Source organism: Streptomyces sp. SAT1, from assembly GCF_001654495.1.
GTDB classification, from domain to species: domain Bacteria; phylum Actinomycetota; class Actinomycetes; order Streptomycetales; family Streptomycetaceae; genus Streptomyces; species Streptomyces andamanensis.
In genome coordinates this window covers 539,388-566,148 of sequence record NZ_CP015849.1, presented here as the reverse complement: position 1 = coordinate 566,148, position 26,761 = coordinate 539,388, and the positions used below count along the sequence as shown (strand labels likewise).

Genomic DNA, 26,761 nt, shown 5'->3' with positions numbered 1-26,761 from the left:
CGGGCCGGGCTCGTACGTCAGTGCGGGATGCCGTCGATGATCTCGCGGGCGCCCTGCCGCAGCAGCGCCACCGCGACCGATGTGCCCAGCGTGGCCGCGTCCAGCCGGCCCGCCCACTCGTGCGCGTTCAGCCGGGTCTTGCCGTCCGGGGTGAACACACAGGCGCGCAGGGAGAGTTCCCCGCCGCCGTCGACGTGCGCGTACCCGGCGATCGGGCTGTTGCAGTGCCCCTGGAGCACATGCAGGAGCATGCGTTCCGCGCTCGCCGCCCGATGGGTGTCGCCGTCGCCGAGCCCGCTGACGGCCTCGATCAGCGCGTCGTCTCCCTCGCGGCACTGGAGGGCGAGGACGCCCGCGCCGACCGGCGGCATCATCGCGTCCACGGACAGCACCTCGGTGATCACGTCCTGCCGTCCGATGCGCTCCAGACCGGAGGCGGCCAGCAGCAGCGCGTCCGCCTCGCCGGCGGCCAGCTTCTCCAGCCGCCGGTTGGCGTTGCCGCGGAACGGCACACAGACCAGTTGCGGGTGGGACGCGGCCAGCTGGGCGATCCGGCGCACCGCCGAGGTGCCGACCCTGGTGCCGGGCGGCAGCTCGTCCAGGGTGAGCCCGCCGGGGTGGACCAGGGCGTCGCGGACGTCGTCCCGCTTCAGGAACGCGGCGAACGTGGTGCCCGCGGGCAGCGGCCGGTCCGCGGGCACGTCCTTCAGGCAGTGCACCGCGAGATCCGCCTCGCCGGCCAGCAGCGCCGCGTCCACCTCCTTGGTGAACGCCCCCTTGCCCTCGACCTTCGACAGCTCCCCGAGCCACTTGTCACCGGTGGTCTTCACCGGCACCACCTCGGTGCGCACACCGGGGTGCAGGGCGGCCAACTCGGCGCGGACACGCTCCACCTGAGCGAGCGCCATGGGCGAGTCGCGGGAGACGATACGGATCAGTTCGGGCGCGGACATGCGGGACACGATAGACCTTCGGCCGGGCCCGCACGCCGCGGACCCGGCCCGGCCCTCACGGCCGCGTGTCGTCCGGCAGGTCGGCCGCCGCGTCCTCGGGAGCCAGGTCGGGGCGCAGCCGCAGCCAGGACGGCTGGCGCAGCATGCCCGCCCGGGTGCGGACGCTGTAGCGGACCTCGCCGACCAGCCGGGGCAGCACCCAGCGCGCCCCGCGGACCGGGGGCACCGGGTCGAAGGGGCACACGTCGGTGGCCAGGCCCGCGAGCAGCCCGGCCAGCTCCGCCCGCTCGGCCTCGCTCCAGCCGGTGCCCACCCGGCCGACCCAGCGCAGCCGCCCCCCGCCGCGCTGCCCCACCAGCACCGCGCCCGGCAGCCCCGTCAGCCGCCCCTTGCCGGGCAGCCAGCCGCCCACCAGCACGTCCTCGCCGCGCATGTTGCGGATCTTGATCCAGGCCCGGGAGCGCACCCCGGGCTCGTACACCGAGTCCAGCCGCTTGCAGACCAGCCCCTCCAGGCCGTGCTCCCGGGTGGCGGCCAGGGCGCGGGCCCCGTGGCCGGCCACGGCGGCGGGCGTGGACCAGTACGGGCCGTGCAGCCCGAGCGCCTCCAGCCGCTCGCGGCGCCGGGTGTAGGGCAGCGCGAGCAGCGGCCGCCCGTCCAGGTGCAGGACGTCGAAGAGCACCAGGTGGACGGGGACGCGCGCGGCACGGCGCGCGGCCAGCGCGGGCGCGTGGGCCAGCCCCATCCGCCCCTGGAGCAGCTGGAAGCTGGCCCGGCCCCGCTCGTCCAGGGCCAGCACCTCGCCGTCCAGGACCGCCGGGACGGTGCCCAGCGCGCGGCCCAGCGGCGCCAGCTCGGGGTAGGCGGCCGTGATGTCCTCGCCCGAGCGGGCCCGCAGCAGCAGGCTGCCGTCGCCGGGCAGATAGGCCACCGCGCGCTGCCCGTCCTGCTTGGTCTCGTACGCCCAGCGCGCGTCCTGGGCGGCGGGCGGCAGGGTGCCGGGGGTGGCGAGCATGGGCGCGATCAGCGGCAGGGTCACGGCTGAGATGTCGACGGGCGGGCCGTGCGCCACGCCGGACGCCGCGCGCATTCCCCTGATCGGGGGCCTCTCCCCAGTCGTACTTACTCTCCAGTAGGATCGCGCCGCGGAGCTGCCTCAGGTCCGCCGCTGGTCTTCGGAGGAGGAACCGTGCCCCGGTCCGAACGCTCACCCCTGCTGCTCGCCGCTCTGCTGGCCACCGCGGGGACCGCCCACTTCGCCTCGCCCCGCCAGTTCGACGCCATCGTCCCGCGCGCCCTGCCCGGCGCACCGCGCACCTGGACCTATGCCAGCGCCGTCGCCGAGTTCGCGCTGGCCGCCGGCCTGGCCGTGCCCCGCACCCGCAAGGCCGCCGCGCTGGCCACCGCCGCGTTCTTCGTCGGGGTCTTCCCGGCCAATGTGCGGATGGCGGCGGACTGGCGCGACCGGCCCGCCCGGCAGAAGGCGGCGGCCTACGGGCGGCTGCCCCTCCAGGTCCCGCTGGTGCTGTGGGCGCGCAGCGTCGCCAAGGGCGCGGGGCGCGCCGCGTGAACGGGCAGGGCGCGCCGCGCCGCGGCGACACCGTCGAGGACTTCGCGCTGCCGGACGAGGGCGGGACCACGCGGACCCTGTCCGGACTGCTCGCCGAGGGCCCGGTGGTGCTGTTCTTCTACCCGGCCGCCCTCACCCCCGGCTGCACGGCGGAGGCCTGCCACTTCCGGGACCTGGCGGCCGAGTTCGCCGCCGTCGGGGCGCGTCCCGTCGGCATCAGCGGTGATCCGGTGGAGCGCCAGCGGGAGTTCACCGGGCGGCACGCCCTCGGCATGCCCCTGCTGTCCGACGCGGACGGCACCGTGCGCGAACGCTTCGGCGTACGGCGCGCTCTGGCCCTCGCACCGACCAGACGGGCCACCTTCGTCATCGGCCGGGACCGCTCCGTCCTGGAGGTGGTCCGCAGCGAACTGCGCATGCGCGCCCACGCCGACCGGGCCCTGGCCGCCCTGCGCGCCCGCCACGCCTGACGCCCGGACCGGGCGCGGGGCCGCGGGTCCCATTCACTCCGCGCCGCCGTCTGCGGCGACCTGGGCCAGGGTGCGGCCGGTGCGCACCGAGCGGGCCCGGCGCGGGTCGGGGGTGCCGTGCGCCGCCGCCCGGCCCTCGTCCTTCTTCACCAGCAGCCAGGCGTCCTCGTCGTCGCCCCGGAACCGGGTCAGGGCGTACGTGCCGTGCAGCTTCGCGCCGTGCAGCCGGAACGTGGCGTGCCCGTGCTCCAGCGACGCGGCGAAGTCGACCGGACGCCCCCGGCGGTCGTGGCTCAGCGGCTCGTAGGTGCCCCGGTCCCAGACGATCACCGTGCCGCCGCCGTACTCCCCCCGGGGGATGACGCCCTCGAAGTCCTCGTACTCCAGCGGATGGTCCTCCGTGGGCACCGCGAGCCGCTTGTCGTGCGGGTCGTCGGAGGGGCCCTTCGGCACCGACCAGGACCGGAGCACGTCGCCCACCTGGAGCCGGAAGTCGAAGTGCATCCGGCGGGCGTCGTGGATCTGCACCACGAAGCGGGGAGCGGGTCCGGAGCCCGCCCGGCCGCCCGAGGGCTCCCGGGTCCGCCCGAAGTCACGCCTGCCGCGGTACTCCCCGAGCCGTTCGTCCCTGCTCACGGGGCCTCCTCGCACCTGTCGCCGGATCCTCGCACCTGTCCGCCGGATCCGCCCGGCCCGGGTACCCCCGGCGCACCGGCCGACCCGCGCGCCGGGGGTACTCCTCGTGCGCCTCAGAACTCCTCGTGCGTCTCGGGGGCCCCGCCGAGGCGCCGCGGCTTCTCGTGGGTGAGCGCGTCCAGCTGGTCCTGGTCCAGGGTGAACCCGAAGACGTCCAGGTTCTCCCGCTGCCGTCCCGGGTCCGACGACTTCGGCAGGGGCAGCGCGCCGAGCTGGATGTGCCAGCGCAGCACGGCCTGGGCGGGCGTCACCCCGAGCTCCCGCGCCACCGCGACCACCGACGGGTCCTCCAGCACCGCGGGACCGCGGCCCAGCGGGCTCCAGCTCTCGGTGCGGATGCCCTTGGCGGCGTGGAACTCCCGCAGCTCAGGCTGCGGGAAGAGCGGATGCAGCTCGATCTGGTTGACGGACGGCAGCACGCCCGTCTCCCGCTCCAGCCGCTCGATGTGCTCCCGGGTGAAGTTGGAGACGCCCACCGAGCCCACCAGGCCCTCGTCACGGAGCTTGAGCATGGCCCGCCACGACTCCACGTACCGGTCGACGCGGGGGAGCGGCCAGTGGATCAGATACAGGTCGACGCGGTCCACGCCGAGGCGCCGCCGGGACTCCTCGAAGGAGGCGAGCGTCTCCTCGTAGCCGTGGTGGCGGCCGGGGAGCTTGGTCGTCAGCACGACCTCCTCGCGCGGCACACCGCTGCGCGCGAGCGCCCGGCCCACGCCGGTCTCGTTGTCGTAGTTGACCGCCGTGTCGACGAGCCGGTAGCCGAGGCGCAGGCCCTCGGCCACCGCCCGCTCCGCCTCGGCGTCGTCCATCGGCCAGGTGCCGAGGCCGACGGCGGGCAGCCGGGTGCCGTCGTCGAGCGGACAGGTGGGGATGCCGGTCACGTGGGGGAACCTTCCCGTCGATGGTCGGAGGGCGGCCGGGGCCGCGGGGCCGGTACCGGCATCCGCCGGGCGCGCGGCACACGGCACTGTCGCCACCGTCCGCAAAGCCTGCCACGATCTGCCTGGTACGTGACGGACGACCAGCGGAGCGCGCATGACGACGCACACGGACACGGCGGACGGCACCGCGGCGGGCGGCCTGGAGGTGAGGCCCGTCGCCGGACACATCGGGGCGGAGATCACCGGGGTGGACCTGGCCGCCGGCCTCGACGAGACGGCGGTCGCGGCGATCCGCGCGGCGGTCCTGCGCTGGAAGGTGGTGTTCTTCCGCGGCCAGCGCCTCGACCACGCCGGGCACGTCGCCTTCGCGCGCCGCTTCGGCGAGCCGGTGGTGCTGCGCCGGCGCGGCGGCGCCTCGCCGCCGGACGTCCCGGAGGTGGAGACCACCGCCGACCGGCTGGAGCTGGGCGGCCGGTTCGGCATGGACCACGACGAGTGGCTGCGGCGGCGCCGGCACTCGCTGCTGCGCGGCTGGCACTGCGACCACGGTGCCCGGATCGACCCCCCGGCCGCGACGATCCTGCGCGCCGAGAGCGTCCCCCCGTACGGCGGCGACACCACCTGGTCCAATCTGGCCGCCGCCTACGCCGGACTCTCGGCGCCGGTCCGGGCCTTCGCCGACACGCTGCGCGCCGAGCACCGGCTCGGCGTCGGCTACCAGCCGCGCCCCGGCGACGACGCCTACGTCCGCCACCTGCTGGAGCGTCAGATCGCCACGGTGCACCCGCTGGTGCGCGTCCACCCGGAGACGGGCGAGCGGGTGCTCTTCGTCAACGGCTACTACGTCGAGCAGATCGAGGACGTCTCCCGCGCGGAGAGCCAGGCCCTCCTGGAGATGCTGCTGGAGCAGGCCGTGCGCCCCGAGTACACGGTCCGCTTCCGCTGGGAGCCGGGCAGCGTGGCCTTCTGGGACAACCGCGCCACCGTCCACCTGGCGCCCGCCGACAACGCGCACCTCGGCGTCCCGCGGATCATGCACCGGGTGATGCTGCACGGGGAGGTGCCGGTCGGCGTGGACGGGCGCCCCTCCGAGCCGGTCACCGGCAGCGAGCCGGGCCGCTGGTGAGAGCGGGCCCGCTCACGCGGGCGGGCGCAGCGGGATCGTCACCTCGTCCTCGACCGGCGGGTCCGTCTCCTGGGCGAGGTTCCCGGTCGCCGCGAAACAGCGCAGCCGCACCGCCTCGGGCGAGACGTCCAGCCGCAGGAACGACTTGAAGAACGGCGGGCTGTAGGTGACCGAGCCCGGCGAGAACAACTGCGTGTACAGGGTGCGCACCGGCAGCCGGAAGCGGCCCCGGCGGCCGGGGCGGCGGCCCGCGCCCAGCAGGCTCGCCACCAGCCGCACGCGCCGGGTGACCCTGACCGGGCCGCCCGGCGCGCGCACCGGCGGCGTGCCCAGCCGCTCGGCGACCACCGCCATGGCCTCCGCCTCGGTCAGCGTGAAGAAGCGGCGCAGCCGCAGCCGGCGGGCGTAGACCCCGCTGTAGAACGCCAGCGAGTCGCCGCGCAGCGGATAGCAGCGGAAGTCGGACTCGGTGACGTTCGCGACCGAGACCCGGCCGATGGTGTGTGTGGCGTGCATGAACGCCCCGCCGCCACCGGAGACGACGTACTGCACCGTGCGGCCGTCCACGTCCACCGGGTAGCGCTGGTAGTTGTGGATGTCGCCGCCGATCGCCGCCACATAGTGGTGGGCGGGATCGCGGACGATGTCGTCGACGGTGCCGCCGCCCTCGATCGGGCAGGGGTGGTGCTCACCGTCCACGTACAGCGGCGAGCCGGTCAGGAGGATCTTCGGGCGGGGGCCGCGCGACACCTCGCGCAGCCAGGCGCCCTGTTCCGCGTCGAGCGTGCCGAGCAGGCCCGTGTCGATGCCGACGATCCGCACCGGCCCGGCGTCGATCGCCCAGTACGGGCCCGGCTGGACGGCCTGCTGGCCGGGGGCCGAACGCAACTTCCGTGCCTCGGCGAGGCGTTGCTCGTCGGCCGGGCGCGGGCGGTGCCACAGCAGCTCCCGCCACCAGGCGCGGCCCAGCGCGCGCGGCCGGGGCTTCGGCGGCAACGGCGGGGCGTCGTCGCAGAAGACGCGCATGAAGCCGCCGAGGTCCTCGTACCAGTCGTGGTTGCCGGGTATCGCGTAGACCGGCGCCGGATAGTCGCGGTACGGGCGGAAGAACTTCGTGCCGTAGTCGTCCGTGCTGCCCACGGGGTAGATCACATCGCTGGTGATCACGGCGAACGACGTGTCCCGCGAGACCTTCAGAAAGCCGGGCACGACGGCGTACTGGGAGTCGCCGCCCTCGCCGGGGTCCCGAGGACCATGAAGGAGAAGCGGTCCGCCTCGGTGCGCCGGATCACCTTGTCGGCGGGTGCCCCGGCCGCCGCCCGCTGCGCCACCCACCGGGACCGGGTCCGCCCGGTGGGGTCCCCGAACCAGCCCGCGGCCACGCCGTTGCGCGCGGCCCACAGCGTCCGGGGGCTGAGCCAGGACAGTTTCTCGACCCGGTCCGGCATCAGCCGGGTGTAGGTGCCGCGTTCGGCGTCGTTCCAGCCGGCGCCTTCGACGGTATCGCGTGAGGAGTCAGACACGCGGTGCACCGTAACAACGCGCGGACGGCGCACGGCAGGCGGGTCGGGACGTGATCGCCGCCAACTCACCTCCCGCGCGCGGAAGCTGAGGAGCCGTCCGCTCTCAGAAGGTGCGCTCCAGCAGACCGAGCAGCGCCGCCCAGTGCCGTTCGTCCGCCTTCGCGTCATAGGCGTCGGTGTCGGCCTGGGTGTAGCCGTGCCCGGCGCCCGGATAGACCTCGCAGCGGTGCCGGACGCCCGCCGCGGTCAGAGCCTCCTCCAGCCGCTCGATCTGCTCGGGCGGCAGCGAGGGGTCCTCGTCCGCGTGGCCGAAGTACAGCTCCGCCGTGACGTCGGGGGCGGCCAGGTGCGGGCTGTCCGGGGCGTCGGTGGCCAGTCCGCCGCCGTGGAAGCCGGCCGCCGCCGCGACCCGGTCCGGGTACGCGCCCGCGGTCAGCAGGGCCAGCCGGGCGCCCATGCAGTAGCCGGTCACCGCCACCGGGCCGTCCGCGACCAGCGGGTCCTCGGCCATCCGGCGCAGATAGGCACCCGCGTCGCGGCGCGACAGCTCGGGCGTCAGGGCCCGCATGACCGGGACGATCCGGCCGAAGATCTCCGGCCGCTCGGCCAGATCGATGAAGTCGGGCAGCTCCACCACCGGAGCGGGCCCGTGCCGGTAGAACACATGGGGCACCAGCACCGTATAGCCCGCTCCGGACCCGGCGATCCGGTCGGCCATGGCCCGCACGTGCGGGCGCGGACCGAACGCGTCCGTGTAGAACAGGACGCCGGGCCGGGGCAGTCCGTCCCCGGGGTGGGCGAGATACGCGTCCGCGGTGCCGTCCTCGGTGGGGATGTCGACGGCCTGTCCCTGTACGGCGCTCATGGGGCGCTGCCTTCCTGCGCGGTCGTCGCCGGCGAGGTCCCCGCCGGCGGAGGTGGGGCGCCCCCGGGCCGCAGCCGGCGGCCGAGGACGGGTGGATCACGGTCATCGTGCCATGCGCCGCACCTCACTCGAAGCGCGACGTGTCGCCCGCCCCCCGGCGCACGATCTCGGCCTCCCCGCCGGAGAAGTCGACCACGGTGGTCGGCTCGGTGCCGCAGTCGCCCGAGTCGAGGACCGCGTCCAGCACATGGTCGAGCCGGTCCTTGATCTCCCAGCCCTGCGTCATCGGCTCCTCCTCGTCCGGCAGCAGCAGGGTGCTCGACAGCAGCGGCTCACCCAGCTCCGTCAGCAGGGCCTGGGCGACCACATGGTCCGGGATGCGCACCCCGACGGTCTTCTTCTTCGGGTGCTGGAGCATCCGCGGCACCTCCCGCGTCGCCGGCAGGATGAAGGTGTAACGGCCGGGCGTGGCCGCCTTGATCGCGCGGAACACGTCGTTGTCGATCCGCACGAACTGCCCCAGCTGCGCGAAGTCCTGGCACACCAGAGTGAAGTGGTGCCGGTCGTCCAGGCGGCGGATCGTCCGGATCCGGTCGACGCCGTCGCGGCTGCCCAGCCGGCAGCCCAGGGCGTAGCAGGAGTCGGTCGGATACGCGATCAACGCGCCTTCGCGCAGGCCGTCGGCGACCTGCCGGATGGCGCGCGGCTGGGGGTTGTCCGGGTGCACGTCGAAGTACTTCGCCATCCGCCGAGCTTATGCCGTGCGCGGGGCCCGTGCCCCGCGGGCTCCCGCCGCGGGCCCACCGCGTCTGCTGCATCCGCCGGACCCGCCGGACCCGCCGGACCCGCCGGACCCGCCGGACCCGCCGGACCCGCCGGACCCGCCGGACCCGCCGAATCCGCCGTACACGGACGGGCGTACCCCGCGGAATCCGGGGAAGCAGAGGCGTACGGCGCCCGGAGCCCTCCCCCCGGCCTCGGGCCCGCGGCTCCGCCGGCCGCTCACCACCCCCCCCTGTGAGCCGTCGGCGGAGCCGCCCCTCCCACCGCGCCCGTCCGTGTGGCCCGCGGGTCGTCACCAGGACGGCCGAGGCCGCCGCTGGTAACGTCCCGGACCGAGAACGCCGAGGTCAGTGCGGTGTACCGGAGCGGGAGGAGAGGGCCGACATGGCCGGCCGACAGGACGGAGCCGCGCCGGGACACGGTGCGGACGACGGACACGCGACCTGGGCCGAGGAACTCCTCGACCAGCTGCGCCCCGCGGGACGCGACCCGCGCCGGGTGGTGGCCTGGCTCGCCGGCGCCGCCCACGGGACGGCCTGCCTCCTGGACGGCACGGGCACCCTCCTCGCCGGAGCGGCGCTGCCCCTGGCCGACGACGTGATAGCGGACCTCCTCGCCGGCCGGTTCGCCTCGGCGGCGCTCCAGGACGAGACCCGGCACGTCCGCGCGGTGCGCGTGGGGCATCCGCAGGCGCCCGCCGCCGGGGTGCTCGCCGTCTCCCGCGCCACCCCCTTCGACCGGCGCACCGCCGACATGCTCACCCGCGCCGCCGCGGTCGTCGAGCTGCTGCTGCGGGCCGAGGACACCACCGAGACCGGACGCCGCCTCGAACAGGCGGCGTCCGCGCTGCGGCTGGCGATCCTGCAACTGCTGATGGTCGAGGACACCGTCTCCGCCCGCCGGGTCGCCGCGGGCCTGTGGCCCGGCCTGCTCGACACCGACACCGCGCACGTCTACGTCCTGGAGGCGCACCCCGACGAAAGGGAGCGGCTGACCGCCGAATGCCTGGACGCCGCCGACGGCCAGGCCCTGGTCGTGCGCTGCCCGGCCGTGGACGGCCATGTCATCGTCATCGCCCCCGCCGAGACCACCGGGCGCGCGTTGCGCACCCTGGTCGGCGCCCGCCCGCGGACCTTCCTCGGCGGCAGCATCCGGCACAGCCTCGCCCGCACCGCCACGGCCTACGGGCAGGCCGTCAGCGCCCTCGCGCTGGCCCGGTTCCGCCCGGACGGCACGGCCGTGTACGCCGAGCGCACCCACCCCGAGCGCCTGATGGACGCCGAGGCGCTGCGGGCCTGGGCGGGTCGGCTGCTGCGCCCGCTGGACACGCTGCCCCACCACACCCGTGCCGAACTGGTCGCCACCACCCGGCTCGGCCTGGAGTTCACCGCGGTCAGCGCCGCCCGCATCCTCGGGGTGAGCCGCAACACCGTCCGGGCCCGCGTGGAACGCGTCGAGGCGCTGCTCGGCGCGGACTTCTCGCTGCTGACCGTCCGCGCTGCCACGCACCTCGCGCTGAACACCCAGGCGGGCGTCGCGCCCGAACCGGCCCGCGCCCCCGCGGCGCGCTCGCGGCAGGTCGGCCTGGACGAACTGCTGGCCGGTCCGGCGCTGCGCACCTGGGCCGACGAACTCCTCGGGCGGCTGGCCGCCGACACCCGGGACCTGCGCGGCACCCTGCGCGCCTGGACCGCGGCGGGCGGCAACGCCGAGCGCGCCGCCCAACTGCTCGGCGTGCACGCGCAGACCGTGCGCGAACACGTGCGCGGAGTCGAACCGGTGCTCGAACGCCAGCTCCTCGCCGTCGGCAGCGATCTCTACGAGGTCGTCCTCGCCCAGCTGGCGGCGGGCGACCTGGAACCGCCCGTACTGGAACCCCTCGTACCGGAAACCACCCCGTCCGGCGGGGCCGAGGGGACCGACCGCGCACCGTGACGGGCCGCAACAGGGGCAATACGGACTCACCTGTGCACGGGTGAGTCCTCCGGCTGCCCGAAAGGGCACCGACGCGGTTTTGACGCGCGTAAGCGAGACGTAAGTTCGAGACGCCGCGGGGGTTTCCGCGGGGCCGCGTGCGCAGGCGGGACCGGAACGGGGGACCGGTCCGGCCGCCACGCGGCACGGCCCCGCGTCCCCGCGTCCCCGCCCCTGTGAGCAACACCACCGGGCCGCCAACCACCCCGCGCGGGCGCCGCGTTGACGCACACCACGAGCCCGGGGGACCGGCACGCGCACCGACCGTGCCGCTCGGTCTGTGAAGATGGGCAGCCGCTGTGCCCGGCATGTCTCACCGTCGAGCCGCCCTCGGCGGCACAGCACGGCAGTCGTCCGGTCTCTCACGCAAAGCGTCCCACCGTGGCCTCATTCCCCTCCGCCCGCTCCACCGCGCCCGCGTCCCCCGCCCGGCGCGTCGTCCTGCCCTCGCCCCGGCGCCCCGCGCGCCGCGCGGCGGCCTCGCCGGACCGCGCCCCGTGGCGGGCGCTGCGCCACCCCGCCATGCGCTGGTGGTCGGCGGCCAACCTGGTGTCCAACGCGGGCACCTGGATGCAGCTGACCGCGCAGAACCTTCTGGTCCTGCACCTCACCGGCTCCGCCGCCGCGACCGGTCTCTCCCTGTCCGCGCAGGCCGCGCCCGGTCTGCTGCTCGGACTGCTGGGCGGCGCGGCGGTCGACGCCTGGCCGCGCCGGCTCACCGCGTCGCTGAGCCAGGCCCTGCTCGCCCTCATCGGCTTCCTCACCGCCGCGCTCGTCCTCACCGGCCACCTCACGGTGCCGGTCCTGATGGGGCTCGCCGCCGTCACCGGGCTGATCGCCACCGTCGACTCGCCCGCCTGCGCCCTGCTCGGCAACGACCTCGTCCCGCCGAAGGACGTGCCCTCGTCCATCGCGCTGGGCTCGGTGGTCAGCGGCGCGGGCCGGGTCGGCGGCACCGCGCTGGCCGGGGTGGTGGTCAGCTGGTGGGGCCCCGGAGCCGCGTACATCGCCAACGGCGTCTCCTTCCTGGCCGTCGCCGCGGTGATCCCCTTCCTTCGCCCGCACCCCGTGGCAGGGCGGCGGACGCCCGCCGCACCGCCCTCCGCGGCACCCTCCGCCGCCCCGGCAGCCGCCCGGCGGGGCACCGGCGCCCGCGAGGGGCTCGGCTTCTTCCTGCGCCGCCCCGCCCTCGTCGCCCTGGCCGGCATCACCGCGCTCAGCAGCGTCTTCGGCCGGAACTACGGGCTCACCCTCGCCGTGCTGGTCACCGGGCCGCTCGGCGGGGCCGCGGGAGCGTTCGGCACGGTCTCCACCGTGCTGGCGGTGGGCGGCGTGGCCGGCGCCGTGCTGGCCGGACGCCTGCGCAGCCCCTCCGTCCGGCTGGTCGGCGTCCTCGCGGCGGCCGGCGCGGTGCTCCAGATCGCCGCCGGTCTCTCCCCGACGCTCTGGGTCCTGCTGCTGCTCGTCGCCCCGATGGCGGTGGTCGAGTCGGTCTCCGACACGGCCGGTACGACCGTCCTCCAGACCGACCCTCCGGCACACCTGCGCGGCCGGGTCCTCGGGGTGTGGCGCACGGCGAGCACGGGCTGGAACCTGGTCGGGCCGCCGCTGCTCGGGCTGCTGATGCAGGCGGCGGGCGCCCGGGGCGCGCTGGTGATCGGCGGTGTCCTCGTCGCCGGGGCCATCGGCGCGGGCGGCCTGCGCCACCGGCTCCGCACCCACGGCGCACCATGGTCCGCCGCCGCACACGCCGTCCCCGACACCTCCGGTGCGTCCGCCCGCCCGCTCCCGCCGCCCTCGCGCACCGTGCCCTTCCCGCGACCCGCCGCCCCGGCTCCGGTCTGCGCGGCCACGGGCCACGGCGCGCTGTGCGCGGCCGGGTGCGCGCCGGGCGCCTGAGCGGGGTTCGCGGGGTTCCGGTCCGGCCCGGGTCCGCTTGGTGCGGGGTGCCGCGCCCGGGGCGCGGACCGGCCGAGGGGGGAGGCGGTTCCTGCGGAGGCGCGCTCCGTGGCCGTCCGGTACGGCGCCCGAGTCGGCGGACCGCTGCCCTGCACGGCACACGCCTGAGCGGGTCCCTGGCGGATCGGGTCCCGGCGGACCGGGTCCCGAGCGGTTCGGGTGCCGAGCGGTTCGGGTCCCGAGTGGTTCGGGGACCGACCGGTTCGGGTCCCGAGTGGTCCGGGTCCGGACCGGCTCAGCGGTCGGGTTCCGGCGGGCCCGGTGTCAGGACGAGCATCGTCACGTCGTCGCGGATCGTCCCGCAGTGTGCGAGGACGTCGGCCAGCACGCGGTCGGCCAGGGCCGCCGGATCGTGGGCGGCCAGCAGGGGCAGCCGGTCCAGCAGCGGATAGAACATGCCGTCCGTGTCGCGCGCCTCGGTGACCCCGTCCGAGGCGAGGAACAGCACATCGCCGGGGAGCAGCCGCTCGATGTGCCCGTCGTGCGGCGGGAGCGCGTCGGACAGGCCGAGGCCGAGCGGCGTCCAGGGGACGACGGCGATCTCCGTCGCCGCGCCTGCCCGCAGCAGGATCGGCGGCGGATGGCCGCACGTCACGATCCGCACCGAGCGCGCGTCCCCGGAGAACTCCAGCAGCACCGCCGTGGCGAACAGCTCCGCGTGCCGCACCTCGGCCGAGTCCACCACGAGACGGCGGTCCAGCGCCGCCACCATCTCCGGCAGGCCCGGCCGGTCGAGCACCGCCTCCCGGAAACTGCCCAGCAGCGCGGCGACCGTGGAGACCGCCGCGAGCCCGTGCCCCTGCACATCGCCGATGACCGCCCGTACGCCCCCGGGCCCGCGCCGCACGTCGAAGAAGTCCCCGCCGACCAGCGTGCCGCGCTGCGCGGCCCGGTACAGACCGGCGCAGCGCACCGGACCCACCCGCTCGGGCAGCGGCGGCACGACGGCCCGCTGCGCGGCCTCGGCGACCGTACGGGCCAGGTCCAGCTGGGCGTCGCGGCGGCTGCGCACGTACGACAGCAGCACGCTGAGGGCGGCCACGAAGGTGACCGTCTCCAGGTCGGTGTTGCCGGGATGGTCCAGCCGGAAGGCCGGCACGCTCAGCAGGACCACCACCACGCCGCCGAGCAGCGCGGTGGTCAGCGGCCCGTACGACAGCACGGCCAGCGGCGGGATGGCGCCCAGCAGGAACCCTATGTCCAGCGGGCTCGGGCTCAGCAGCGTCACCACGCACACCACGGCGGCCAGCGCCACCGGCAGCACCCGCACCCAGCGCGGCGGCGGGGCGCCCCGCAGCCAGCCCCGCCGGTAGGGGTCCCGGCGCGGCGACAGAGACAGCAGGGCAGGCGGCTTCACCACACCACCACGCTGCTACGCCGTCCCCGACCCCGCACCCCGGCACCGCCCCGCGGGTGCCGGGGCGGCCCCGCGGCGACCGGGCGGGGCGGCGGCGCGAGGACAGACACCGGACGCGAGGACAGGCCCTAGAACGGTGTGAGGGTCAGCCGGAGCCCGGTGGGCGCCGTGTCCTGGACGTAGGAGGCGAAGCCCGCCACGTCGTCGAAGGCGAAGCCGTACGCCTTGCCGTCCACGGTCGCCGCGTGCACCGCGCGGGAGTAGTGGTTGGTGATCGTGGCCGTGTAGAAGGCGCCCGCGTCGGTCACCGGCTGCGGGGCGCCGTCCAGCAGCACCGACCGGTTGAACCCGGCGCCGAGCACGGCCGCGACCGGTCCGGTCGTCCCGTCGTTGGGCGCGGCGAGCGCGCCGTCGCAGAACAGGACGTCCCGGGTCGACGGCTTGGCGAAGGAGACGGAGGCCGGCCCGGTGAAGGCGAGCCTGCCGTCGCGCACCCGGCCGGTGAAGGTGCCCGCCGCGGTGGCGACCGTGAGGTCCTTGCCGCCGTAGGTGTCCCACACCTCGTCGATGGAGGGGGCGAAGTAGTCCGCGGGGAACAGCCCGGCGTCCAGGCCGTGCCCCGGGGCGATCACCCGGGTGTCGTCCACGACGAGCCGCGCGAAGTCACCGGCCTGCCGCACGGTGTCGAACACGGCGGCCCGGCCGCCGTCGCGCAGGGTGCCCGTGGTCTGGTCCTGCGCGCCGGTCAGCCGCAGGCTCATCGGCACGCTGAACATGTCGACCATCGTCGTGTTGCAGAACATGCCGGAGGCGTTGTACGTGAACTCGGCGCAGTCGTGCAGGACCGGGTGGTTGGGGTCGGAGGACACCCAGCCCGCCGGGTACTGGAGGGCGGGCCGGCCGTCGCCGTCGGTGACCGCGCGCAGCTTGAGCTTCTGCCCGAGGGAGACGTAGATCCGGCCGGACATGTACGGCAGCGACAGCCGGGTCTCGCCGCCGCCCACGAGCGGGATCGCGTAGTCGGTGAAGCCGTCCGCGCCGTTGTCCGCGACCGAGACGGGCGCGAGGGTGCCGTCGGGGGTGACCCGGACCTGGGCGCCGTCCTGATTGCCGACGATGTACACGTGGACGGAGGCGTTGTCGTAGGAACCGCTGTTGTTGGCGATCGTCAGCGGGAGGGCGCCCGCCGCCGCGGGGCGGGCCGAATCCGCCAGGGCGCGCGGAGCGAGGGCGGCGAGGGCGGGCGCGGCGAGGGTGGCGCCGCCGAGAGCGGTGAGGAACGTCCTGCGGCCGAGCGGACGCTGGTGACGAGGAGTCATGTGGGGGAGCCTCCTTGAAGCCGGACAAGGGTGTGGGGGAGGGGCGGCGAAGCGCGTGAGAGCGCTCTCACACGCCGCCGGAAGGCCCGATGCTACGCAGCACCACCCACCGCGCCAACCCCTGGTGCCCCACCCCGACTCCCGCTTCCCCCACGGCGGTTGACCACAGGACGGGCAATTCGGAATCACTTGGTCCGGGGGTACGCGCCTTCGAGGAAGCCTTGAGGGGCGGCGGACCGGGCTCGGGCACCGGCCCGCCTTCCGCACTCTTCGCCCGGCCGGCCTCCCGGCTCAGCAGTGCCCCGGCTCAGGAGTGCTCCCGGCTCAGTCGCCGTCGCGGCCCAGCAGGTCACCGGCCTCCGCCAGGATCTCCGTGACCCGCAGCCCGAACGCGGCGTCGCACGGGTGCGGGCGTCCGGTGCGGGCGGCTTCCGTCAGGGCGTCGGCCGCCCGCGTGAAGGCGACGACGGCCTCCTCGGTGCCCTCCGGCAGGACGGCCGTCCCTTCCGTGCCCCGCACCTCCACCGCGGTCCCGGCCGCTGCGGGCGGCGCGGAGAGACTGAGCGTGAGGGTACTGGAGGCGCCGCCGGTGTGGTCGAGGACCACATGCACGGTGTCCCCCGGGCCGGGTGCGGCGGCCGTCACCCGCCGTACGTCGCCCAGGACCGGCAGCAGCACCGACAGCGCGTGCGGGCCCACGTCCCACAGCGCGCCCTTCTCCCGCCGCCACGGCGAGGCAGCGAACGGACTGTCCTCGGCGCCGCCGAACAGGGCGCCGAGCCACTGCGCCCGGCCCGTGAACCAGCCGCCCCGCTCCGCCTGTTCGGCGATCCACGCCCGCGGCGCGCTCTGGAAGCGGGTGGTGAAGAAGACCACCGAGGCCACCTGCGCCCGCTCGGCGGCCTCGACCACCGCGCGGGCCTGCTCCACCGTCGGTGCCAGCGGCTTGTCCAGCAGCAGATGGCGGCCGGCGCGGGCCGCGAGCACCGCCAACTCCGCCTGGACGTCCGGCGGCAGCGCGACGGCGACCGCGTCCACGTCCGCGAGCAGCGCGTCGGCGTCGGCGTAGGCGCGGGTGCCGTGCCGCTCGGCCAGTTCCGCGGCGGCAGCCGTACGGCGGCCCCACACCCCGGCGAACTCCAGTCCGCCGTGCCCGGCGAGGGCGGGGGCGTGGACCATTTGGGCCCAGGGGCCGGTGCCGAGCAGTCCGATGCGCATGCGGTTGCCTCTCCACGGTGCCGAGCGGGGTGACGGTCCGCGTCGATACGGGCCGGTCCCGCCCGAGGGTGCCACAGCGGCCCGCTGGCGCGGCGAGCGGGCGCGGGCCCCGGGGCCGCCGGAGCGTCACCGCGCCGGGCCACTCGCCGGGACGTGCACCGGACTCCGGTCAGGCGGCGTGCCGCCGCCCCAGGTCCCGCACGGTCCCGCCGTCCGCGCCGGGAGCGGTCCCGTCGCCCGTCTCCCGGCCCGCACCGGCCCCGCCGTCCGCGTCCCGTCCCGGCGCGGGCTCCATAGCGTCTCGCTCGTCCCGCGCGGCCCCCGTTACGGCGGTGCGGCGGCCGCCGGGGACCAGTCGCAGATGTCCGCGGTGCCGGGCGGGCCGGCCGCGGGCCGGGGCCGGTGCGGACAACCGGTCCTCGATCCGGTCCATGATCAGCAGCAGTGCACCCACGAACGGCAGCAACAGAACAGCGACGACCACCACGACGCCTCCTCCTCCGACAGGCAGGCGGGTGCTCCGGAGCGCGCCTTCGATGGGTCCGGCGGCGTGAAGAGTCTGTGACGATCGGGTGGATCGGGACGATCGGCGGCCGGGTCCGGGCGGCCCGCCCGTCCCGTGGCTGGTGACGGCGAACGGGGCCTCCGTAGGATGTAACCTCTGTTCGGACCGGGCCCGTTGACGCGGTGGCCCCGGTGAACCTGGGGGAATGGATGCCTGCGGAGAACCAGTTGTCCACGAACATCGACGAGCATGTGCCGACCGCCGCGCGCATGTACGACCACTACCTCGGCGGCAAGGACAACTACGCGGCGGACCGCTCGGCGTGCGAGGAACTCGACAAGGTCGTCCCGAGCACGCGCCGGCTCGCCCTGAACAACCGCCGCTTCCTCCAGCGGGCCGTCCGCACCCTCGCCCAGGAGTACGGGATACGCCAGTTCCTGGACCACGGCTCCGGTCTGCCCACCCAGGACAACGTCCACCAGGTCGCCCAGCGCATCGACCCGGACTCCCACGTCGTCTACGTGGACAACGACCCCATGGTGCTGGTGCACGGCCGCGCCCTCCTCCAGCAGGACGAGCGCACCGCGGTCATACACGCCGACATGCGGCAGACCGACGAGATCTTCGCGCACGAGGACACCCGGCGGCTGATCGACCTTTCCAAGCCGGTGGCCGTGCTGTTCAACTCCGTCTTCCACTGCATCCCGGACAGCGACACCGACGGCCCGCTCGCCGTGGTCCGGCGGGTCCGGGAGCGGCTCGTGCCCGGCAGCATCATGCTGATGTGCCAACTGGTCAGCGAGGAAGCCGAGGTGCGGGCGTTCGTCACCGACTTCATGGACAAGGCCACCCAGGGGCACTGGGGGAGGGTGCGCGAGGAGAAGGACGTCGCCGAGTGGTTCGAGGACCTGGACGTCCTGGAGCCGGGCCTGGTCGAGGTCTCCACCTGGCGTCCCGACACCGAGGTGGCGCCCCGTCAGCTCACCCACGAATGGGTGGAGTTCGGCGGCATAGGCGTGGTCCGCTGAGCAGCGGAAGAACGGTAAGAACGGAAGGAACGGAAGGAAGAGGAAGCCGAGGAAGCGGCGGGGGCGGGGCGCGGGCGTCCTGCCGCGTCCCGGACGCGGCGCGCGCTCAGGGCGCCGGGTAGCGCTGCCGGGCCGTGGTGCGCAGCAGTTCCAGTGACTTCGCCGGCGTCAGGGCCTCGTCGGCCAGCCGGTCCAGGGCGATCCGGTACTCCTCGGTCTCGTCCCGGTCCTCGAGGAAGTTGGCGCTCCTGATGTGTTCCAGGTAGACGACGTCCGGCAGGTCGAGCCCGCCGAAGCGCAGATAGGTGATGGGTATCGCGGGTGCGGACGCGTTGGTCACGTCCAGCGGCACCACCTGCACCGTGACATGCGGGAGCTGCGCCATCTCGATCAGATGGTCCAGTTGCTCGCGCATGATCTCGCGGCTGCCGAGGACGCGCAGCAGCACCGACTCGTCGAGCACCGCCCACAACTGCGGCGGATCCTCGCGGCGCAGCAGATCGGTGCGCCGGGTGCGCAGCTCCACCCGCCGCTGCACCTCGTTCGACGGCGCGGTCGGCAGTCCGCGCTCCACCACCGCCCGGGTGTACGCCGGGATCTGCAGCAGACCGGGCACGTACTGGAGCTCGAACGTACGGATCGCGGCCGCTGCCTCCTGGAGACCGACGAGGCGGTCGAACCACTCGGGCATCAGCCGCTTGTCGTACCGCTGCCACCAGCCGGGCTCACCGGCGCGCCGCAGCAGCTTCAGCAGGACCGAGGACTCGTAGTCGCCGGTGCCGTAGAGCTGAAGGAGGGCGCGCACGTCGCCCTCCGCCGGAGGCCGACGGCCCTTGCCCGACTCGATGCGCGAGAGTTTCGCGGCACTGAAGCCGAGACCCCGGGCCGCCTGCTCCTGGGACAGTCCGGCGTCCTCGCGGAAGCCGGTGAGCTGTACACCGACCAGCAACTTCAGCAAAGTGGGCGCCGGTTCGGAACCGTCCAGATAGGGTTCGAGGCGGGAGCGGCCTTGCGACTCGGCGGACATCCTGACTCCCCAGTGGACCGGCGGACTTGAGATTTACACTATCGCACCGGTCCCGCGCGGAGGGCATCCGTCCGAACACCTATCGGTGACTCGGCACCTGCCCTCCGCTCGCCCGCGGACGGCCGCCGATCACCACAACAGGTGGTCGAACTCACCCTCCTTGGCGCCCGCCAGGAACGCCGCCACCTCGGCCGGGGTGTAGACGAGGGCGGGGCCGTCGGGGTCCCGGGAGTTGCGTACCGCTATCCCGCCGCCGTTCAGGGCGGCGACCTCCACACAGTTGCCCTCGGCGTTGCTGTGCCTGCTCTTGATCCAGCGGGCGTCCAAAGAGCTGGCCCGCACTCCGTTCGGCGTCGATGGCACCGCAGTCTCCTCGCTGTTCACGTTCCGTCGTGAGGTGCGCCGGGCCGTTGTCGGGCTCCGGCGGGTTCCGTCCGGATCCTTCCCCGTCCCGCGCACTTTCACGAGAAATTTCGCGTGCAATTGCACGCGGGCGCTGACAGCGTGGATAATAGCGGGGGCGTCAACCCCTGTGTAGACGCTGGCAGGTGACGTCTCATCAGGGAGATGCCGTGCTCTCGTCCGCGAATCTCCCGCCCGGAACACCGGGCGCAGCGGACCCGGCCCCGCCCGGATCGCCCCACCTCGTCCGCGCCACCGGCGCGGGACGCGCCCGGATCCGCACCTCCCCGTCCCTGCCCGTCCGGACGGCCGGGGCGACGCGGCCCGCGCACCCGCCCCACTGAAGGACCCACCCCCCATACGACCGCCGCGGAAAGGCCCGACGCCATGCGTACCGCACCGACGGAGCAGCCGAGCACCCAGCGCACCGACCGCGCGACCCATGCCGCCCCCGCGTCCCTCTCGGCCCTGGGGCAGGTGCCCTGGAGCGACATCAGGGACTCCACCGGCTCCGCGGCCGGCATCCCCCCACTGCTGCGCAGCATGGCCCGGGGCGACGCCGACACCGCGCGGGCGGCGCTCAAGGAGCTGCGCGGGCGCATCTGCCAGTACGGCTTCGTGGTGGAGCAGGCGACCGCCCCCACCGTGCCCTTCCTCTGGGAGCTGGCCCGGACGCCCCAGGTGACCTGTCGTCCGCAGATCATCCAGCTGCTCAGGAGCATCGCCGACGCCCGCCAGTGGGAGAGCGTCGCCGCCGTCTACCCCAAGCTCCTCAATCACCGGGAGAACCCGGTGGTGTGGGAGCGGCGGGCCCGGCAGGCGGTCCGCGCCCGCTCCGGCGCCCTGCGCGAACTGCTCGCCGAGCAGGACGGTGAGATCAGCCGGGCCACCACGGAACTGGCCGACGCCCTCGCCGAGTGACCCGGCCCTCCGCGCTTTCCCTCGATATGCCCGTTTTCCCCCCGCAGTCCGGGCGTCCCTGACCTCGGGGCAGGAGACCTCTGGCCCGTTCTCGTCCGTCGGGATCCCGCCAGACACCCGAAGATTCCCCCGCCCCCGCCCCTCGGCGGCCGCAAGCCCTGCGCCGTGCCGGGCTTCTGACGGGCCGTTCTCCTGCCCGCCCGGTGCGTGGCGCCGACCCAATCTTGGCCGAAGGGCCGAAAAGCACCTATATTGCGGGTACCTTCTGCCGGGTCGTACGGCGCCGTGCCGCCGTGACCGGGGGCTGCCCGCGCAGGTGCGGCCGAGTGCGCAGCGGAGGCCCCGGTGACCCTCACCCAGCGGATCGAGCGTGGTGCGCGGCCCGGCCGCGCGCGGCGTGCCCGCGGCGCCGCGCCCCGCCCCGACCAGGGCCCGGCGGCGAACCGCTGCGGCACGCGCGGCACCCGCCGCTCCGACACCCCCGGCCCCTTCCTCCCCTCCGCCGAGGGCGCGCCGCCCCCGGGCCGGATATCCGAGAGCCGCGCGGTGCGCCGGTCGATCCACGGATGATCCACCGGGAATCGACTGAATCTGGTCAATCATGTGTCGCGAGGCGGTCGGCATGCATGGCACGGCGTGCCTGGGGCATACGCAGCAAAAAATCGAGAGAGGGGCGCTCCGTGCTGGTTCCGGACCCGAAGATCGTCAGGACGTTGCTGACTCGGTACGCATCACTGAAGATCGCGCAGGCTGAGAGGGAGCGGGCCGATGCGGCTCGGGAGCTGGAGGACGTCAGTTACACCCTGTGCGTCATGATGGGCACGACGAGCATCCACGACGCGATCGTCCGCGCGGACGCGCTGCTGCTGGCCACCGGCCGGACGGCGGAGGCGGCGCAGGACACCGACGGCGACAGCGGTCTCTCGCTGGCCGTCTGAACGGTCCGCTTGGCGTACGCCGGGGGCGCCCGTGGCGCTTCGTGGCACTGCGTGCCGTCGCGTGCCAGGGCAGGCAGGTCACGATCCGGCCACGGGCGCCCCCGGCCGGGCCAGCCACGCGGCGATGGTGCGGGCGATCGGCTGGCCCGTCTCCACCTCGATGAACCCGAACTGCCCCGACTGGTTGCACTCCAGGAACCACCAGGTCCCCTCGGAGTCCTCCGCGAAGTCGAAGGCACCGTAAGCCAGTTCGGCCGTCCGGAGATAGGCGCGTACGGCGGCCTCCGTACCGGGCGGCACCTCGGCGGCCCGCCACGGCGTCCGCGAGGAGGCGAAGCGGACGTCCACCTCGTCCGGGTCCGCGTCCGCCGGGATCTCCTTGCGGGCCGCCAGCAGGGTGCCGCCCACGGCGGTCAGCCGGATGTCGGCCCGCTTGTCGACCCGCCGTTGCAGCAGCGTGGGACCGTAGGCGACCGCGTCGAAGTCGGCGTCCGGCGCGACCCTGGTGGTGGGCACCGCCCGCGGCGGCTCCTGCGGATGCGCGCCGGAGACCGGCTTGACCACCAGGTCCGGGAAGCGCGCGGCGAACTCCCTGGCGGCCTGCGGGACGGTGGTGATCAGGGTCGCGGGCACCGGCAGCCCGGAGCGCTGGGCGTGTCGCAGCTGCCACGGCTTCACCCGGGCCCGGCGGGCCGCGTCGGGATGGTTCATCCAGCGCGCGCCGCAGCCGCCCAGCATGCCGTACAGCGCCTGGGCCGCCTCCTCCGTGAGCCAGGACGAGGGCTGGGCGGCCCGGGACGCCGGAACGCCGGGCCGGCGCACCCAGACGGCGCGCAGCCCGCTCAGGCTCACCAGCCGTCCCCCGCAGGACAGCTGGGCGTCGAAGGTGCCGTGCGCGTACTCGCCCGACAGCGTGGCGCCCGCGGTCAGGTCGGCCGGATCGAGCCGGACCACCGGGATCGAGGAGGCGTTCAGGTGGACCACCACCATGTCCGCCGTCACGTCCTCCTCGCCGGTGAGGATCAGTACGGTCATCGTCGCCGACCGTGTTCAGTCGTCGAAGTGCGTCTTGGAGCCCGCGGTCGAGGTGGTGGTGCCCAGTTCCCTCAGCAGTGCCTGGTCGCACGCGGCGATCCTGCCGTCCGGGAGCACGTTCAGCTGGAGCCCGGCGTCATAGACGTAGGGCGTACCGGCATCCCACTCCACGGCCGGACGTGCGTAGTTGAGCGCGAACGGTTGCATCGTCTCTCCCCTGTCGGTGCAGCCGCGATCAAGCGGTGGTCATCCGTGCGTTCTCGCTTGGCCCGCTGACTTTGTTTCGGGTTCCGGAGACTTATACGAATCGAACGAGTGAATGGTTTCCTCACGGAGCGTGATCATGGGCGTCCGGCAGTCCCCGGCGGCCGGAAAGCACCGGCCGCCGCCCCGGCCAGGGGCCCGCCGCACCCGCGGCGCCGTGCAGCGTGCGCAGGGCGAGGAGCAGGACACCGATGTCATCCAGATACACCGGATCGGGCAGCAGATCGACCGGCAGGACGAAATAGAGGACGGCGCCCCAGAAGACCCAGCGCGGTCCGGTCGGCAGCCCGGCGCGCCGCAGCGCCCGCCGGGCCCGCACCAGCCGGACGAACACCGTGACCGCCCCGCCCAGCACCAGGGCCGCGAGGACCGCGGTGACCAGGATCACCTTCATGGAGAAGTCCACGTCCCGCTCCCCTCCCTCATGTCGCTCGCGTCCCTGACGTCGCTCATGTTCCTCATGTCCCTCGTACCGGCCCCGCCGCCGCGGTCACCCGTGCGCCGCGCCCGGGTGGCGCACCGGCAGAGCACGCTCTTGTAATGGCCAGGGTAAGTCGCGTGCCGCGATCCGGGGGCGCGGGAGCGGCCCGCACCCCTGCCCTGGAGCCCAGATGACCACCCGCTCTTCACCACCACAGCCCAACCCGTCCCTCCAGTCCGTCATCGCCTTCACCGAGGAGATCCACCGGGCCGGACCGCCCGGCACCCCGGCCGGCGGCGGTGAGGGCGGGGCCGCGGACGGCGAACCGGCCCATCGACCGGTGCGCTGCGCCGTGGGCGACCGGCCCCTTGAGGAGGTCGTCCGGCTCGTCACCCTCCTGGAGGGTTCCCCGCGGTACGCCGACACCACCGGCCGGGTCCTGCGCGCCGCCGCCCTGGACCGCCCGGTGGAGGAGGTCGTCCGCCTTGTCGCCGAGCTGACCCGGCCGCCGCGCCCGGCCGAGAGCGCCGACGCCACCATCCGGGCCGCCGTCGAGCACCGCGACCTCGCCGAGGTCACCCGCCTGCTGGCGCTGCTGCACCGCGCGCCGCAGCAGCCGCACTGCGCCCGGGTCGCCGTCCGCGCGGCGGTCGGCGCCCGGACCGCCGAGGAACTGGCGGACCTTCTCGGCGGCCTCGCCCGCCAGGACAGGACCGGTCCGCCGCCGCACACCGCGGCGGAGGACCCGCCTCTCGCCGCCCCGCAGGAACCGGCTGCCGCAGGGACGGGCACGGAGCAGTGCGCCGGCCCCGGTGGCACGCCCTGCGACCCGGAAGAGCCCCTGGCCGCGGAGGCGGCGGACGACGACACGGCCGGACAGGACGGTGCGGCGCGCGCACCGGGACGGCTCGTCTTCTGGCCCGGCTGGGTCGCGGCGGCGGCCCTCGTGGTGTGCGCCGCCGCCCACTTCCCGCTGCACCGCGACGGCGCGTCCGGTCTCGTCTACGGCGCCGCCCTCGCGGCGTCGGCGCTGTGCGGCGCGCTGGCGCTCGCACTGGTCCTCCGGGCCGGGGTGACGGTCCTGGTCGCCGGATCCGTGCTGCCCGCCGCCCTGGCCGCGCTCGGCTACGCCGAGGGCCGGTTCGCACCGGCCGAGCTGTCCCGGGCCCTGGCCGTCACCGTGGCGCCGCCGTCGAGCGCCGGGCTCACCGCCGTGTGCGCCGCGCTCGCCTCGCTGGCCGCCCTCTCCCTGCTGCTGATGGTGCAGATGGCCGAACGGCACCCGGCACCCCGGCCCGAGGGCTGACCACCGGACCGCGCGCCGCACCGCCCGGCGGGGGAGGCGGACCCTCGCCGGGCGGTGCGGCGCGCGGCCGGGGGCCGGGACCGGACGGCCGGTCACCCGGCCAGTCCGCTCAGCACCTTGTCCGGCGTCAGCGGCAGCTCACGGAAGCGGACCCCGGTGGCGTGGTGGACGGCGTTGCCGACGGCCGCCGCGCTGCCCACGATGCCGATCTCACCGATCCCCTTGCTCCCCATCGGGTTGAGCCGGGTGTCGGTCTCCTCGACCCAGTACGCCTCCACGTCCGGCACGTCCGCGTGCACCGGCACGTGGTACGACGCCAGGTCCGACTCCACGAAGTCCCCGAAGACCGGGTCCATGGTGCTGCCCTCGGTCAGGGCCATGCCGAGCCCCATGGTCATGCCGCCGATGAACTGCGAGCGGGCGGTACGGGCGTTCAGGATCCGTCCGGCGGCGAACACGCCGAGCATCCGGCGCACCCGCACCTCGCCGGTCACCGTGTCGACGGCGACCTCGGCGAAGTGCGCCCCGAAGGCGTGCCGGGCGAAGGCGCTCCCCGCGTCGGCCTGGCCGGTGGTGTCCGCACGCGCGCTGAGCCCCGCCCCGGGCGGAGGCCCGGCGTGGTCGGCGAGCCGCTCCTTGAGCCGTCGGCACGCCTCGTGCACGGCCCAGCCCCACGACGCGGTCCCGGAGGAGCCGCCGGCCAGCGAGGCGGGCGGCAGATCGCTGTCCCCCACCTCCGTGCGCACCAGGTCCAGCGGCACGTCCAGCGCGTCCGCCGCCACCTGGGCCAGCACCGTCCGGGCCCCGGTCCCGATGTCGGTGGCGTTGATCCCGACCACGAACGTGCCGTCGGGCAGCGCCCGTGCTCGGGCGGCGGACGGCTGCACGTACACCGGGTACGTGGCCGAGGCCACGCCCGTGCCGATCAGCAGGGGCCCCTCCGCCCGGGACCGGGGCCGCGGGTCGCGGTGGGCCCAGCCGAAGCGGCGGGCGCCCTCGCGCAGGCACTCCACGAGGTGCCTGCTGCTGAACGGCCTGCCGCTGTCCGGCTCCCGGTCGGGCTCGTTGCGCACCCGCAGTTCCACCGGGTCCATGCCCAGCTCACCGGCCAGTTCGTCCAGGGCGGACTCCAGGGCGTACATACCGGGCGCCTCGCCCGGCGCGCGCATCCAGGAGGGCGAGGGCACGTCGAGGGGCACCACCCGGTGCGTGGTGAGGCTCTGCGGCACGGCGTACATGACACGGCCGGGCACCGCCGCCTGCTCCACGAACTCCTTGATGCGCGAGGTCCAGGTGGTGGCCACATGGGTCAGGGAGGTCAGCCGGCCGTCGGCGTCGGCGCCCAGGCGGATCCGGTGCAGGGTGGGCGCCCGGTGGCCGACCACCGCGGGCAGGAAGCGGCGCGGCAGCGCCACCGTCACCGGCCGCCCGGTCGCCTTGGCGGCCAGCACGGCGAGCACCGTGTCGGGGCGGGCGGTGCCCTTGGAGCCGAAGCCGCCCCCGACGTGCTCGGAGACGACGGTGATCCGCTCCTGGGGCAGCTCGAACATCTGGGCCAGCGTGTCGCGCATCGCCGTGCCGCCCTGGCTGGAGGCGTACACGGTCAGCCGGCCGTGGCCCCAGTGGGCCGTGCTGGAGTGCGGTTCCATCGGGTGGTTGTGCAGCGGCGGCACGCTGTAGCCGACGTCCACCCGGACGGCGGAGGCGGCGAACGCGCTCTCCGGATGGCCGTGTTCGCGGCGGCCGGGGAAGCCGCCGTTGGCGGTCTCCGGCTCGTAGGCGCCCGGATGGTCCACGCGCAGCGTGACGTCGTGCTCCTCCTGCGCGTACGTGACCTCGACCGCCTCGGCGGCGGCCCGCGCCGCCTCCGGGGACTCGGCCACGGCCAGGGCGACGAACCAGCCGCGGTGCGGCACCCGCGGGTCCTGGAGCACGGCGAGCGCCGCGTCCTCCGGTTCCGCCATTCGCGGGGCGTTCTCGCAGGTGAGGACCGTCAGGACGCCGGGCAGCGCCAGAGCGGCGGCGGTGTCGACCGCCGTCACCCGGCCCCGGGCCACCGCCGCCGGCACCGGCCAGGCGTGGACCCGGCCCGGCAGCCGGTACTCGGCGGCGTAGCGGGCGCCGCCGGTGACCTTCAGGCGTCCTTCGCGGCGCTCGACGGGAGCGCCCAGCACGGTCGCGGCGACGGACATGGGGTCCTCCTGTGACTGGGGTGGG

The 26,761-nt window shown here is 75.1% G+C and carries 26 protein-coding genes and 1 pseudogene; 10 read left to right on the top strand and 17 right to left on the bottom strand.

The annotated features are described in order from the left end of the window. Positions 1–17 precede the first annotated feature (17 nt). Positions 18–953 (bottom strand): hydroxymethylbilane synthase, encoded by a 936-nt coding sequence (gene hemC / locus A8713_RS02325; protein ID WP_064531163.1) that lies wholly within the window; start codon positions 951–953, stop codon positions 18–20. Positions 954–1,008: 55 nt separating this feature from the next. Then, positions 1,009–2,043, bottom strand: coding sequence for an ATP-dependent DNA ligase (locus A8713_RS02320; RefSeq protein ID WP_443069694.1), 1,035 nt, complete (start codon positions 2,041–2,043; stop codon positions 1,009–1,011). 99 nt (positions 2,044–2,142) lie between these two features. Here A8713_RS02320 and A8713_RS02315 point away from each other — a divergent pair, with 99 nt between their 5' ends. Both A8713_RS02315 and A8713_RS02310 read left to right on the top strand, forming a co-directional pair. Beyond that, positions 2,143–2,523 (top strand): DoxX family protein, encoded by a 381-nt coding sequence (locus A8713_RS02315; RefSeq protein ID WP_064531162.1) that lies wholly within the window; start codon positions 2,143–2,145, stop codon positions 2,521–2,523. Next, positions 2,520–2,993 (top strand): peroxiredoxin, encoded by a 474-nt coding sequence (locus A8713_RS02310; protein WP_064531161.1) that lies wholly within the window; start codon positions 2,520–2,522, stop codon positions 2,991–2,993. Before A8713_RS02315 ends, A8713_RS02310 begins: the two co-directional genes overlap by 4 nt. A gap of 33 nt (positions 2,994–3,026) precedes the next feature. Here the strand turns inward: A8713_RS02310 and A8713_RS02305 are convergent, their stop codons facing one another. Then, positions 3,027–3,629 carry a DNA polymerase ligase N-terminal domain-containing protein gene (locus A8713_RS02305; protein WP_064531160.1) on the bottom strand — a complete coding sequence of 201 codons (603 nt, stop codon included), beginning with the start codon at positions 3,627–3,629 and terminating at the stop codon, positions 3,027–3,029. Between the two features lie 113 nt (positions 3,630–3,742). Then, positions 3,743–4,573 (bottom strand): aldo/keto reductase, encoded by an 831-nt coding sequence (locus A8713_RS02300; protein ID WP_064531159.1) that lies wholly within the window; start codon positions 4,571–4,573, stop codon positions 3,743–3,745. 154 nt (positions 4,574–4,727) lie between these two features. Between A8713_RS02300 and A8713_RS02295 the strand changes: the two genes are divergently transcribed. After that, positions 4,728–5,699: a TauD/TfdA dioxygenase family protein gene (locus tag A8713_RS02295; protein ID WP_018566443.1), complete on the top strand. Its 972-nt coding sequence runs from the start codon at positions 4,728–4,730 to the stop codon at positions 5,697–5,699. Between the two features lie 12 nt (positions 5,700–5,711). On the opposite strand, the pseudogene A8713_RS02290 reads toward A8713_RS02295, so the two are convergent. The 3 genes and pseudogenes from A8713_RS02290 to A8713_RS02280 form a co-directional block, all read right to left on the bottom strand. Continuing rightward, positions 5,712–7,222, bottom strand: a pseudogene (locus A8713_RS02290) (metallophosphoesterase family protein). 103 nt (positions 7,223–7,325) lie between these two features. Further along, complete coding sequence (locus tag A8713_RS02285) at positions 7,326–8,087, bottom strand: dienelactone hydrolase family protein (RefSeq protein WP_064531158.1); 762 nt, start codon at positions 8,085–8,087, stop codon at positions 7,326–7,328. Between the two features lie 124 nt (positions 8,088–8,211). Further along, on the bottom strand, positions 8,212–8,832 hold the full coding sequence (locus A8713_RS02280) for an L-threonylcarbamoyladenylate synthase (protein ID WP_018566446.1): 621 nt from the start codon (positions 8,830–8,832) through the stop codon (positions 8,212–8,214). A gap of 422 nt (positions 8,833–9,254) precedes the next feature. Between A8713_RS02280 and A8713_RS02275 the strand changes: the two genes are divergently transcribed. Both A8713_RS02275 and A8713_RS02270 read left to right on the top strand, forming a co-directional pair. Beyond that, entirely contained in the window at positions 9,255–10,805 is a 1,551-nt protein-coding gene (locus A8713_RS02275) for a helix-turn-helix domain-containing protein (protein ID WP_064531157.1), read from the top strand. A 561-nt stretch (positions 10,806–11,366) separates the two neighbouring features. Beyond that, positions 11,367–12,743, top strand: coding sequence for an MFS transporter (locus A8713_RS02270; protein WP_064537195.1), 1,377 nt, complete (start codon positions 11,367–11,369; stop codon positions 12,741–12,743). 295 nt (positions 12,744–13,038) lie between these two features. Here A8713_RS02270 and A8713_RS02265 read toward each other — a convergent pair whose 3' ends face one another. The 4 genes from A8713_RS02265 to A8713_RS02250 form a co-directional block, all read right to left on the bottom strand. Further along, positions 13,039–14,163 carry a PP2C family protein-serine/threonine phosphatase gene (locus tag A8713_RS02265; protein ID WP_064531156.1) on the bottom strand — a complete coding sequence of 375 codons (1,125 nt, stop codon included), beginning with the start codon at positions 14,161–14,163 and terminating at the stop codon, positions 13,039–13,041. Between the two features lie 125 nt (positions 14,164–14,288). Continuing rightward, on the bottom strand, positions 14,289–15,479 hold the full coding sequence (locus tag A8713_RS02260) for a beta-1,3-glucanase family protein (protein WP_064531155.1): 1,191 nt from the start codon (positions 15,477–15,479) through the stop codon (positions 14,289–14,291). Between the two features lie 324 nt (positions 15,480–15,803). Then, positions 15,804–16,697, bottom strand: a complete 894-nt coding sequence (locus A8713_RS02255; protein WP_064531154.1) for a Gfo/Idh/MocA family protein — start codon at positions 16,695–16,697, stop codon at positions 15,804–15,806. Between the two features lie 169 nt (positions 16,698–16,866). Beyond that, a complete protein-coding gene (locus A8713_RS02250; protein WP_173860780.1) occupies positions 16,867–17,181 on the bottom strand; it encodes a hypothetical protein in 315 nt (104 codons plus the stop codon). A gap of 230 nt (positions 17,182–17,411) precedes the next feature. Here A8713_RS02250 and A8713_RS02245 point away from each other — a divergent pair, with 230 nt between their 5' ends. Then, the gene (locus A8713_RS02245; protein WP_064531152.1) at positions 17,412–18,230 is read left to right on the top strand and encodes an SAM-dependent methyltransferase; all 819 of its coding nucleotides are present in this window, start codon (positions 17,412–17,414) and stop codon (positions 18,228–18,230) included. A gap of 106 nt (positions 18,231–18,336) precedes the next feature. Here A8713_RS02245 and A8713_RS02240 read toward each other — a convergent pair whose 3' ends face one another. Both A8713_RS02240 and A8713_RS02235 read right to left on the bottom strand, forming a co-directional pair. Continuing rightward, complete coding sequence (locus A8713_RS02240; protein WP_064531151.1) at positions 18,337–19,257, bottom strand: helix-turn-helix domain-containing protein; 921 nt, start codon at positions 19,255–19,257, stop codon at positions 18,337–18,339. A 129-nt stretch (positions 19,258–19,386) separates the two neighbouring features. Continuing rightward, positions 19,387–19,620 carry a DUF397 domain-containing protein gene (locus A8713_RS02235; RefSeq protein ID WP_037873275.1) on the bottom strand — a complete coding sequence of 78 codons (234 nt, stop codon included), beginning with the start codon at positions 19,618–19,620 and terminating at the stop codon, positions 19,387–19,389. A gap of 426 nt (positions 19,621–20,046) precedes the next feature. Here A8713_RS02235 and A8713_RS02230 point away from each other — a divergent pair, with 426 nt between their 5' ends. The 3 genes from A8713_RS02230 to A8713_RS02220 all read left to right on the top strand — a co-directional run bounded on the left by A8713_RS02230 (position 20,047) and on the right by A8713_RS02220 (position 21,518). After that, entirely contained in the window at positions 20,047–20,580 is a 534-nt protein-coding gene (locus A8713_RS02230; RefSeq protein ID WP_064531150.1) for a hypothetical protein, read from the top strand. Between the two features lie 345 nt (positions 20,581–20,925). Further along, positions 20,926–21,150, top strand: a complete 225-nt coding sequence (locus tag A8713_RS02225) for a hypothetical protein (protein ID WP_064531149.1) — start codon at positions 20,926–20,928, stop codon at positions 21,148–21,150. 110 nt (positions 21,151–21,260) lie between these two features. Then, positions 21,261–21,518 (top strand): DUF5133 domain-containing protein, encoded by a 258-nt coding sequence (locus A8713_RS02220; RefSeq protein ID WP_064531148.1) that lies wholly within the window; start codon positions 21,261–21,263, stop codon positions 21,516–21,518. Between the two features lie 78 nt (positions 21,519–21,596). Here A8713_RS02220 and tgmB read toward each other — a convergent pair whose 3' ends face one another. From tgmB to A8713_RS02205, 3 genes are all read right to left on the bottom strand, one after another. Next, positions 21,597–22,553 carry an ATP-grasp ribosomal peptide maturase gene (gene tgmB / locus A8713_RS02215; protein WP_064531147.1) on the bottom strand — a complete coding sequence of 319 codons (957 nt, stop codon included), beginning with the start codon at positions 22,551–22,553 and terminating at the stop codon, positions 21,597–21,599. Positions 22,554–22,568: 15 nt separating this feature from the next. Next, a complete protein-coding gene (tgmA, locus tag A8713_RS02210) occupies positions 22,569–22,760 on the bottom strand; it encodes a putative ATP-grasp-modified RiPP (RefSeq protein ID WP_018566459.1) in 192 nt (63 codons plus the stop codon). A 121-nt stretch (positions 22,761–22,881) separates the two neighbouring features. Continuing rightward, positions 22,882–23,223 carry a YkvA family protein gene (locus A8713_RS02205; RefSeq protein WP_064531146.1) on the bottom strand — a complete coding sequence of 114 codons (342 nt, stop codon included), beginning with the start codon at positions 23,221–23,223 and terminating at the stop codon, positions 22,882–22,884. Between the two features lie 205 nt (positions 23,224–23,428). Here A8713_RS02205 and A8713_RS02200 point away from each other — a divergent pair, with 205 nt between their 5' ends. Further along, complete coding sequence (locus A8713_RS02200) at positions 23,429–24,544, top strand: hypothetical protein (RefSeq protein WP_079158802.1); 1,116 nt, start codon at positions 23,429–23,431, stop codon at positions 24,542–24,544. A 92-nt stretch (positions 24,545–24,636) separates the two neighbouring features. On the opposite strand, the gene A8713_RS02195 is transcribed toward A8713_RS02200, so the two are convergent. Further along, on the bottom strand, positions 24,637–26,736 hold the full coding sequence (locus A8713_RS02195) for a xanthine dehydrogenase family protein molybdopterin-binding subunit (RefSeq protein WP_064531145.1): 2,100 nt from the start codon (positions 26,734–26,736) through the stop codon (positions 24,637–24,639). Between the last annotated feature and the right edge of the window lie 25 nt (positions 26,737–26,761).

Coding starts and splice junctions, on each gene's coding strand:
- hemC (WP_064531163.1), bottom strand. CDS start 953: ATGTCCGCGCCCGAACTGATCCGTATCGTCTCCCGCGACTCGCCCATG.
- A8713_RS02320 (WP_443069694.1), bottom strand. CDS start 2,043: ATGCGCGCGGCGTCCGGCGTGGCGCACGGCCCGCCCGTCGACATCTCA.
- A8713_RS02295 (WP_018566443.1), top strand. CDS start 4,728: ATGACGACGCACACGGACACGGCGGACGGCACCGCGGCGGGCGGCCTG.
- A8713_RS02285 (WP_064531158.1), bottom strand. CDS start 8,087: ATGAGCGCCGTACAGGGACAGGCCGTCGACATCCCCACCGAGGACGGC.
- A8713_RS02280 (WP_018566446.1), bottom strand. CDS start 8,832: ATGGCGAAGTACTTCGACGTGCACCCGGACAACCCCCAGCCGCGCGCC.
- A8713_RS02275 (WP_064531157.1), top strand. CDS start 9,255: ATGGCCGGCCGACAGGACGGAGCCGCGCCGGGACACGGTGCGGACGAC.
- A8713_RS02270 (WP_064537195.1), top strand. CDS start 11,367: ATGCGCTGGTGGTCGGCGGCCAACCTGGTGTCCAACGCGGGCACCTGG.
- A8713_RS02260 (WP_064531155.1), bottom strand. CDS start 15,479: ATGACTCCTCGTCACCAGCGTCCGCTCGGCCGCAGGACGTTCCTCACC.
- A8713_RS02255 (WP_064531154.1), bottom strand. CDS start 16,697: ATGCGCATCGGACTGCTCGGCACCGGCCCCTGGGCCCAAATGGTCCAC.
- A8713_RS02245 (WP_064531152.1), top strand. CDS start 17,412: ATGCCTGCGGAGAACCAGTTGTCCACGAACATCGACGAGCATGTGCCG.
- A8713_RS02240 (WP_064531151.1), bottom strand. CDS start 19,257: ATGTCCGCCGAGTCGCAAGGCCGCTCCCGCCTCGAACCCTATCTGGAC.
- A8713_RS02230 (WP_064531150.1), top strand. CDS start 20,047: ATGCGTACCGCACCGACGGAGCAGCCGAGCACCCAGCGCACCGACCGC.
- tgmB (WP_064531147.1), bottom strand. CDS start 22,553: ATGACCGTACTGATCCTCACCGGCGAGGAGGACGTGACGGCGGACATG.
- tgmA (WP_018566459.1), bottom strand. CDS start 22,760: ATGCAACCGTTCGCGCTCAACTACGCACGTCCGGCCGTGGAGTGGGAT.
- A8713_RS02200 (WP_079158802.1), top strand. CDS start 23,429: ATGACCACCCGCTCTTCACCACCACAGCCCAACCCGTCCCTCCAGTCC.
- A8713_RS02195 (WP_064531145.1), bottom strand. CDS start 26,736: ATGTCCGTCGCCGCGACCGTGCTGGGCGCTCCCGTCGAGCGCCGCGAA.